Raw genomic sequence first — 8,008 nt, forward strand, 5'->3', positions numbered from 1 at the left:
GGCGCCCCGGCCGCGGCGCCGCAGTGGGCGGCGGCCGCCTTACCCCGCCGCGCGCGCATCGAGCCAGGCGAGCAATGCCGGCTCGAAGCGGTGCAGGCCCTTGTAGCGCCGCATCTCCGGCGGCAGGGCGCGTACCGCGGCGGCGAGGCGGGCGGCCTCGCCCGGCTCCGCCGCGACCGCGGCGAGCGGCGCGACATGGGTGCGGATGCCGAAGGCGACGGCGCGGCTCTCCGGCAGCAGGCGGAAGGTCTGGCGCTCGACGCGCAGGAACAGGCGGTCGCCGGCGTCGCGGGGCGTGACGGCGCAGAGCGTGTCGCCGCCGCCCCCGGGCTGGAAGAGCGTCGGGTCGTCGTGCACGGCCCAGTTGAAGCGCAGGGCGAGGCGACCCGGAGCCAGTGCCGCGAGGAACCGGTCCACCGGCCGCGCCAGGCGCTCGGCGTAGAGCGGCACCGGCCCGTGCACCGCGGCGAGCGGCGCGCCGAGCTTGTCGCGGAGCCGCCAGCGGCTGGGAAAGCAGAGCACCGCGGCGATCAGGCGCGGCCCTTCGGCATCGGGCCTCAGGAGGCAGAAATCCTCCTGCACGAGGTGGCCGAGGGTCGCGAGGGCCTCCTCCGCCTCCGTCGCATCGCGGGGCAGCGGCCAGGTTTCGCCGGCGAGGCGGTTCTCCACCCGGCCGCCCGCGAGGCGGAACCGCTCCGGATGGTGCGCGGCGAGGTTGGCGGCGAGGCAGGCCAGCAGCTCCCGGGCCGCCGCTCCGCTGCCGGGCAGGGCGGCGAGCACCTCGGTCCGCCGCTCGGCGAGGAGGGCGCGGCGCAGCGCGAGCTGGGCGGGGTAGCCGGCGTCGATCTCGATCCACTCCGCCTCGGGGACGGCGGTGAGGCCCATGGCCATGCGGAAGGGGCCGGGGGCGTAGGGCAGGTGGAGCCTGGGGGGCGGAAGCGTCATGCCGGTGGCACCGGGCGTGGCAGGGGTGGCAAGGTCGGCGCAGGAGCGCCTTCGGCGGGTCGCAGGGCAGCCGGAGCCACGGTGCGTGCCTGGCCGGCGCTGCACAACCCTCGCCGCTTGCCCGTCCGGCGATCGGCCCGCGGGGACCGGGGCACGCGCCATGCGCGACGGGCGCGTGCGCACGATGGTTCACAGCCGGCGCGTCCCGCCCCATCGTGTGCAGCCATGCCTCCTCCCTCCGCTCCCACCGCCCTCGTGCTCGGCGCCGGGATCATGGGCCTCTCCGCCGCCTGGGGACTGGCGCGGGCGGGGTTCGCCGTGCGCGTCCTCGACCAGGCCTACGCGCCCAACCCGCGCGGCGCCTCGGTGGACCATCACCGGCTGATCCGCCACGCCTACGGCGCGCGGCTCGGCTACATGCGCATGGTGGACGCGGCCTACGCCGCCTGGGACCTGCTCTGGGAGGAGCTCGGCGAGCGCCTGCACGTGCCGACCGGCGTGGTGGCGATGGCCGAGGCGCCGGGCGCCGGCTGGATCGCCGAGAGCCGCGCGGCGCTGCGCGGCGACGGGCGCGAGGTCACCGACCTGGCGCCCGGGGCGCTCGCCGCGCGCCTGCCGATGCTCGCGACCGAGGGCATCGCGGATGCCTTCCACCTCGCGCCCGGCGGGGTGCTGCTGGCGCGGCGGATCGTCGCCGCGCTCGCCGCGCGGCTGCACCGGCGCGGCGTCGTCTTCGAGCGGGGCCGCGCCGTGCGGCTGCATTCGGACGTCCCCGCGGTGGAGCTGTTCGACGGGTCCGACCGCGTGGCCGATGTGCTGGTCGTCGCCGCCGGCCCCTGGGCGCCGCGCCTGCTGCCGGAGGCGCTGGCGGCGGGGCGCGGCGTGACGCCCTCGCGGCAGGTGGTGGTGATGCTGGAGCCGCCGGCGCGCCACCGCGCGGCGTGGGAGGCGGCGCCGATGCTGCTGCTGCGCCTGACCGGGGAGGGCAGGGGCCTCTACGTCGTGCCGCCGGTGGCGGGCACGCCGCTCAAGATCGGCGACCACCGCTTCTCGCTGGCCGGCGATCCGGAGGCCGATCCGCGCGAGGCGACGGCCGCGGAAGCCGAGGCGGTGCTGGCCCTGGCCCGCGCCCGGCTGCGCGACGCCGCCGACTACCGGGTGCTCGAGGCGCGCGCCTGCTACTACGACGTCGCGCCCGAGGAGCGCTTCGTGCTCGAGCCCCTCACGCCGCGCTGCTTCGTGATGTCCGGCTTCAGCGGCCACGGGTTCAAATTCGGCCCGCTGCTCGGGCTGGCGCTGGCCCGCGCCGCGTGCGATGGCGCGCTCGCCGCGGGGCTTCCGGCCTGGGCGGCCGGCGAGGCGCCCCCGCCGCCCGGCCTGCTCGCCGATCTCGCAGGGGAGACCGACGCCGCATGACCGCCGTTGCCACGACCACCGCCGCGGAGGACCTCGCCTTCGGCCTGACGCGCGTCGTCGGGCTGCCGGCGCTGACGGAGGCCGCCGGCGCGCCGCTCTCCGCCGAGGACATCGCCGCCATCGTCGCGGAGGCGGACCGCTTCGCGCGCGAGAAGGTCGCGCCGGGCTGGCAGGAGGCCGACCGCCACGGCGCGGTCTACGAGAACGGCGTGGTGCGCACCCCGTCGCACTATCCCGGCCTCTACCGCGACTGGATCGAGGGCGGCTGGCAGTCCCTGGCGGCGCCGGCGGAACTGCACGGCGTCGCGCTCGGCGGCCAGGGCCTGCCGGGCGCGCTGTGGAACGCGGTGCAGGAGCTGGTGCTGGCGGCCGACGCCTCCTTCGCCCTCGGCCCGCTGCTCACCGCAGGGGCCATAGACCTGCTCTGCCACCACGCGACGCCGGCGCAGGCCGCGGCCTGGCTGCCGCCGATGATCGCGGCGCGCTGGTCCGGCGCGATGTGCCTGACCGAGCCGCAGGCGGGCTCCGACCTCGGCGCGCTGCGGACGCGGGCGGTGCCGCGCGGCGACGGGACCTACGCGGTGACGGGGCAGAAGATCTTCATCACCTGGGGCGAGCAGGACTGCTCGGAGAACACGCTCTACCTGATCCTCGCGCGGCTGCCGGACGCGCCGCCGGGCTCGCGCGGCATCTCGCTGTTCGGGGCGCCGAAATTCCTGCCGGACGGGCGGCGCAACGGCATCCGCTGCGGCGGGATCGAGCGCAAGATGGGCATCCACGCCTCGCCCACCTGCGTGATGCTGTTCGAGGAGGCGGAGGCGGAGCTGGTCGGGCAGCCGCACCGCGGCCTGCCGGCGATGTTCGCGATGATGAACAACGCGCGCCTCGCGGTCGGCGTGCAGGGCGTGGCGCACGGGGCGCGGGCGCTGGCGCTGGCCGAGGCCTACGCGGCGCAGCGCGTGCAGTTCGGCACGCCGATCGCGCGCCTGCCGGACGTGGCGCGGATGCTCGCCGAGATGCGCGCGACGACGCTCGCCGGGCGGCTGCTGGCGCTGGAGGCCTCGGCGGCGGGGGACCGCGCGCGGCTGCTCGGCGATGCGGGGGCGGAGGCGCGCCTCGCGCTGCTGACGCCGATCGTCAAGGCCTGGTGCACGGAGCGGGGCGTGGAGAACGCCTCGCTCGGCATCCAGGTGCATGGCGGGATGGGGTTCGTCGAGGAGGCCGGCGCCGCCCAGGTGCTGCGGGATGCGCGGATCGCGCCGATCTACGAGGGCACCAACGGCATCCAGGCGATCGACCTCGTCAGCCGCAAGCTGGCGCGCGACGAGGGCGCGGCGATGCGCGCGCTGATCGCGGAGGCGCGCGGGCTCGATGCGCGGCTCGACGCGGCTCTGGAGGGCTTCGCGCGGGCGACGGAGGCGGTGCTCGCGGCGCAGGCGCGCAGCGCCGACGAGGCGCAGGCGAGCGCGGCGGCCTATCTCGACGCCGCCGGCTGGGTGTTCGGCGGCTGGATGCTGGCGCGGGCGCGGGCGGCGGATGCGGCGCGCTACGGCGCGCTGGCGGAGTTCTACCTGCGCCGCCTGCTGCCGCGCGCGGCGGCGCGCGGCGCGGAGATCGAGGAGGGCGGGGCGGTGCTGGCGCTCCTCGCCGGGTAGGGGCGGCCGCGCTCAGACCGGCACCTCGCCGGGCGGCTTCAGCGTCGCGAGCACGAAGGAGGAGCGCGTCTCCTTCACGCCGGGCATGCGCAGCAGCGCCTTCAGCGCGAACTCGGCGTAGGCCTCGAAGTCCGCGGCCAGCACGTGGAGCAGGTAGTCCATCTCGCCGCTCATCGCATAGGCGGCGAGCACCTCCGGCCGCGCGGCGAGGGCCCGCTGGAAGGCCTGCACCGCCTCCTCGGCGTGCGAGGAGAGGGTGACCAGCACGAAGGCCTGCAGCGGCAGGCCGATGCGCGCGGGGTTCACGACCGCGGCGTAGCGGGTGATGACGCCGGCCTCCTCCAGCCGCCGCACGCGGCGCTGGCAGGGGGTGGGGGAGAGCCCGACCTGCTCGGCGAGGGCGACGATGGGCAGCCGCCCGTCGCGCTGGAGGGCGCGCAGGATGCGGCGGTCGGCCGCGTCCAGGCCGGTGGTGGATTTCGCCATGGAAAGGCCCTCGAATAGTGGATTCCGGCCAGTCTAGCCCGCACGGGCGGTCAAATCGCGGTCTTTCGCTCCGCCACCCGGCCTAGGGTCCGCGCGTTTCTTGGCCGAAGAAGGACGGGGAGGCTGTCCGGCCATGGGAACCTCGACCGCAGAAGGACTGCCGAGGACGCTCCGCGGCAACTACGCCGCTGCGCGCCCCGACTACACCCTGCCGCAGGAGATGGCCGACTACGCGGAGGCCGACCATGCGACCTGGCGCACCCTCTACGCGCGCCAGTCCGCGCTGCTGCCGCGCCACGCCGCGCGCGCCTTCCGCGAGGGCCTCGCGCGGCTCGACTGCGCCGGCGGCGTGCCGGACTTCGCGCGCGCCTCCACGCGGCTGCGCGAGGCGACGGGCTGGTCGCTCGTCGCCGTGCCCGGGCTGATCCCGGACGGCGCGTTCTTCGGGCACCTCGCGGCGCGCCGCTTCCCCGTCACCAACTGGATCCGCAGGCCCGCGGAGCTCGACTACATCGTCGAGCCGGACGTGTTCCACGACTTCTTCGGCCACGTCCCGGCGCTGATGCAGCCCGATTTCGCCCGCTTCATGGAGGCCTACGGCCGCATGGGCGAACGGGCGCTCGCGATCGGCGCGCTGCGCCCGCTCGCGCGGCTCTACTGGTTCATGGTGGAGTTCGGCCTGCTCTGCGAGGACGGCGAGATCCGCGCCTACGGCGCCGGCATCATGTCCTCGCGCGCCGAGCTGCTGCACGCCACCATCGGCGAGAAGCCGCGCCGCCTGCGCTTCGACCTCTGGCGCGTGCTGCGCAGCGAGTACTTCATAGACGACCTGCAGCCGACCTACTTCGTCCTCGACGACCACGCCGAGCTGTTCGCCGCCGCCGGGCGCGTGCCGGCGATGCTCGAGGCCGCGCGCGACGCCGAGCCGATCCCGCCCGGCGGCGCCGAGCCTGCCGACGTCGAGGTGCCGCTCCGCGAGCATTGAGGGAGGACCGCCGCGATGGACATCCCGCCCGACCGCTCCGCCTGCGCCGGCCGGATCGGCGAGGCCAACCCGATGGGGACCGACGGTTTCGAGTTCGTCGAGTTCACTGGGCCCGACATCCCCTACCTCGAGGACCTGTTCGCGCGCCTCGGCTTCGCCGCCGTGGCGCGGCACCGTTCCAAGGACGTCACGCTGTGGCGCCAGGGGGACATCAATTTCATCCTGAACGCCGAGCCTGAGAGCTTCGCCCAGGCCTTCGCCCGCGTGCACGGCCCCTCCGTCTGCGCCATCGCCTTCCGCGTGGCGGACGCGAGGCACGCCCATGAGCGCGCCGTCTCGCTCGGCGCCAGGCCGGTGCAGGGCAAGGTCGGGCCGATGGAGCTGAACATCCCGGCGATCGAGGGCATCGGCGGCTCGCTGATCTACCTCGTGGACCGCTACGGTCCGCGCGGCAGCATCTACGATGTGGACTTCCGCTGGCTGGGCGAGCCGGATCCGCATCCCACGGGCCGCGGCCTGACGGTGATCGACCACCTGACGCACAACGTCCACCGCGGCCGCATGGACGCCTGGGCGCAGTTCTACGAGAGGCTCTTCAACTTCCGCCAGATCCGCTACTTCGACATCGAGGGCAGGCTGACCGGGCTGCGCTCGCGCGCCATGGCCTCGCCCTGCGGGATGATCCGCATCCCGATCAACGAGAGCGCGGACGACAGGAGCCAGATCGAGGAGTTCCTGCGCGCCTACCGCGGCGAGGGCATCCAGCACATCGCCCTCGGCACGGACGACATCTTCGCCAGCGTCGAGGCGATGCGCGAGGCGGGCGTGGCGTTCATGGACACGCCCGACACCTACTACGAGCTGCTGCCGAAGCGCCTTCCCGACACCGGCGAGGACCTCGGGCGGCTGCGCCGCAACCGCATCCTGATGGACGGCGCGCCGACGCCGGAGGGCGGGCGGCTGCTGCAGATCTTCACCGGCACCGTGATCGGCCCGATCTTCTTCGAGCTGATCCAGCGCAAGGGCGACCAGGGCTTCGGCGAGGGCAATTTCCGCGCCCTGTTCGAGAGCATCGAGCTCGACCAGATCCGCCGCGGCGTGCTGAGGCCGGCCGCCGCCGGGTAGCGCAGCCGGCGGGGGCGCGGAGGGCGCCGGCCCGGCCGTTTGGCGTCGAGGGGCCGGTGCCTTACCCTGCCCCCATGCCGAGTCGGCTTGCCCGCGTCGTCCTCCTCGCCACGCTGCTCGCGGCCGGCGGCACCTGCGCGCAGACTCCGCCGCCGGCCGGCGTGGTGCGCTCCGAGGCCGCGGACTTCCGCGTCGAGGTCTTCGCCACCGGGCTCGAGCATCCCTGGGGTGGCGCCTTCCTGCCGGACGGCCGGCTGCTCGTGACGGAGCGGCCGGGACGGCTGCGCCTGATCGCGCCCGATGGCCGCGTCTCCGCCCCGCTCGCCGGCGTGCCGGCGGTGGAGGCGGGCGGGCAGGGCGGGCTGCTCGACATCGCGCTGGCGCCGGACTTTCCCGCCTCGCGCGAGCTGTTCCTGTGCCACGCCGCCCTGGCGGAGGGCGGGGCGCTGACGCGGCTCACCCGCGCGCGGCTTTCGGCGGACGCGACGGCGCTCGAGGCGGTGCGCACGGTGCTGGACGCGACGCCGGCGCAGGCACGCGGGCGCAACCACTTCGGCTGCCGCATCGCCTTCGAGCCGGAGGGGGGGCGGCACCTGTTCCTCTCCACCGGCGACCGCTTCGTCGAGGCGCGGCGCGCGCAGCGCCTCGACGACCTGGCCGGGAAGGTGCTGCGCCTCGCGCGCGACGGCGGCGTGCCGCCGGACAACCCCTTCGCCGGGCGCGGCGATGCGCGCGGCGAGATCTGGTCCTACGGCCACCGGCATCCGCAGGGCCTCGCCTTCCAGCCCGGGACCGGCCTGCTCTGGGCGTCGGAGTTCGGCCCGCGCGGCGGGGACGAGCTGAACATCATCCGTCGCGGCGCGAATTACGGCTGGCCGCTGGTGACGCATGGGGTGGACTACGACGGCTCGGTCATCTCCGAACGGCGGAGCGCGCCGGGGATGGAGGATCCGGTGCGGGTCTGGACGCCGGTGATCAGCCCCTCCGGCATCGCGTTCTACGACGCGGAGGCCTTTCCCCGCTGGCGCGGCAACCTGTTCATCGCCGCGCTCAACCGCCCGGCGCTGGTGCGGCTCGCCGTCGAGGGCGAGCGGGTGACCGGCGAGGAGCGTCTGCTGCCGGGGCTCGCGCGCTTTCGCCACGTGCTGGTCGGGCCGGAGGGGTTCCTCTACCTGCTGACCGACGAACGGGCCGGGCGGGTGCTGCGCCTGCGGCCCGGGTGAGCCGGCCGGGCGGCCGATGTCGAGCGGCAGCGGCTCCGGCATTCGCGGCGCGGCGGCGAGGTGCTAGAAGGCGGTCCCGGGCCGGGTTAGCACAGCGGTAGTGCAGCGGTTTTGTAAACCGAAGGCCGGGGGTTCGAATCCCTCACCCGGCAGGGGCCGAAAGCGCCCATGCA

The 8,008-nt window shown here is 75.5% G+C and carries 7 protein-coding genes and 1 tRNA gene; 6 read left to right on the plus strand and 2 right to left on the minus strand.

Features of this window, described 5'->3' with window-relative positions:
- Nucleotides 1-39: 39 nt before the first annotated feature.
- Nucleotides 40-945: a heme-dependent oxidative N-demethylase family protein gene (locus tag IEX99_RS19515; protein ID WP_229678160.1), complete on the minus strand. Its 906-nt coding sequence runs from the start codon at nt 943-945 to the stop codon at nt 40-42.
- 225 nt (nt 946-1,170) lie between these two features.
- Between IEX99_RS19515 and IEX99_RS19520 the strand changes: the two genes are divergently transcribed.
- Nucleotides 1,171-2,361, plus strand: a complete 1,191-nt coding sequence (locus IEX99_RS19520) for an FAD-dependent oxidoreductase (protein ID WP_188903404.1) — start codon at nt 1,171-1,173, stop codon at nt 2,359-2,361.
- Nucleotides 2,358-4,016, plus strand: a complete 1,659-nt coding sequence (locus IEX99_RS19525; RefSeq protein WP_188903406.1) for an acyl-CoA dehydrogenase family protein — start codon at nt 2,358-2,360, stop codon at nt 4,014-4,016. The genes IEX99_RS19520 and IEX99_RS19525 overlap by 4 nt, the downstream gene beginning before the upstream one ends.
- A 12-nt stretch (nt 4,017-4,028) precedes the next feature.
- On the opposite strand, the gene IEX99_RS19530 is transcribed toward IEX99_RS19525, so the two are convergent.
- Nucleotides 4,029-4,502, minus strand: a complete 474-nt coding sequence (locus IEX99_RS19530; protein WP_188903408.1) for an Lrp/AsnC family transcriptional regulator — start codon at nt 4,500-4,502, stop codon at nt 4,029-4,031.
- Nucleotides 4,503-4,635: 133 nt separating this feature from the next.
- On the opposite strand from IEX99_RS19530, the gene phhA reads away from it, so the two are divergent.
- The 4 genes from phhA (at nt 4,636) to IEX99_RS19550 (ending at nt 7,987) form a co-directional block, all read left to right on the plus strand.
- Nucleotides 4,636-5,487: a phenylalanine 4-monooxygenase gene (gene phhA / locus IEX99_RS19535; RefSeq protein ID WP_188903410.1), complete on the plus strand. Its 852-nt coding sequence runs from the start codon at nt 4,636-4,638 to the stop codon at nt 5,485-5,487.
- 15 nt (nt 5,488-5,502) lie between these two features.
- Nucleotides 5,503-6,612, plus strand: coding sequence for a 4-hydroxyphenylpyruvate dioxygenase (hppD, locus tag IEX99_RS19540; protein ID WP_188903412.1), 1,110 nt, complete (start codon nt 5,503-5,505; stop codon nt 6,610-6,612).
- Between the two features lie 74 nt (nt 6,613-6,686).
- A complete protein-coding gene (locus tag IEX99_RS19545) occupies nt 6,687-7,835 on the plus strand; it encodes a PQQ-dependent sugar dehydrogenase (protein ID WP_188903414.1) in 1,149 nt (382 codons plus the stop codon).
- An 80-nt stretch (nt 7,836-7,915) separates the two neighbouring features.
- Nucleotides 7,916-7,987: transfer RNA gene (locus tag IEX99_RS19550), tRNA-Thr, on the plus strand.
- The last annotated feature ends 21 nt before the right edge of the window (nt 7,988-8,008 follow it).

Origin of the sequence: Caldovatus sediminis, from assembly GCF_014644455.1 — a bacterium.
Taxonomy (GTDB): domain Bacteria; phylum Pseudomonadota; class Alphaproteobacteria; order Acetobacterales; family Acetobacteraceae; genus Caldovatus; species Caldovatus sediminis.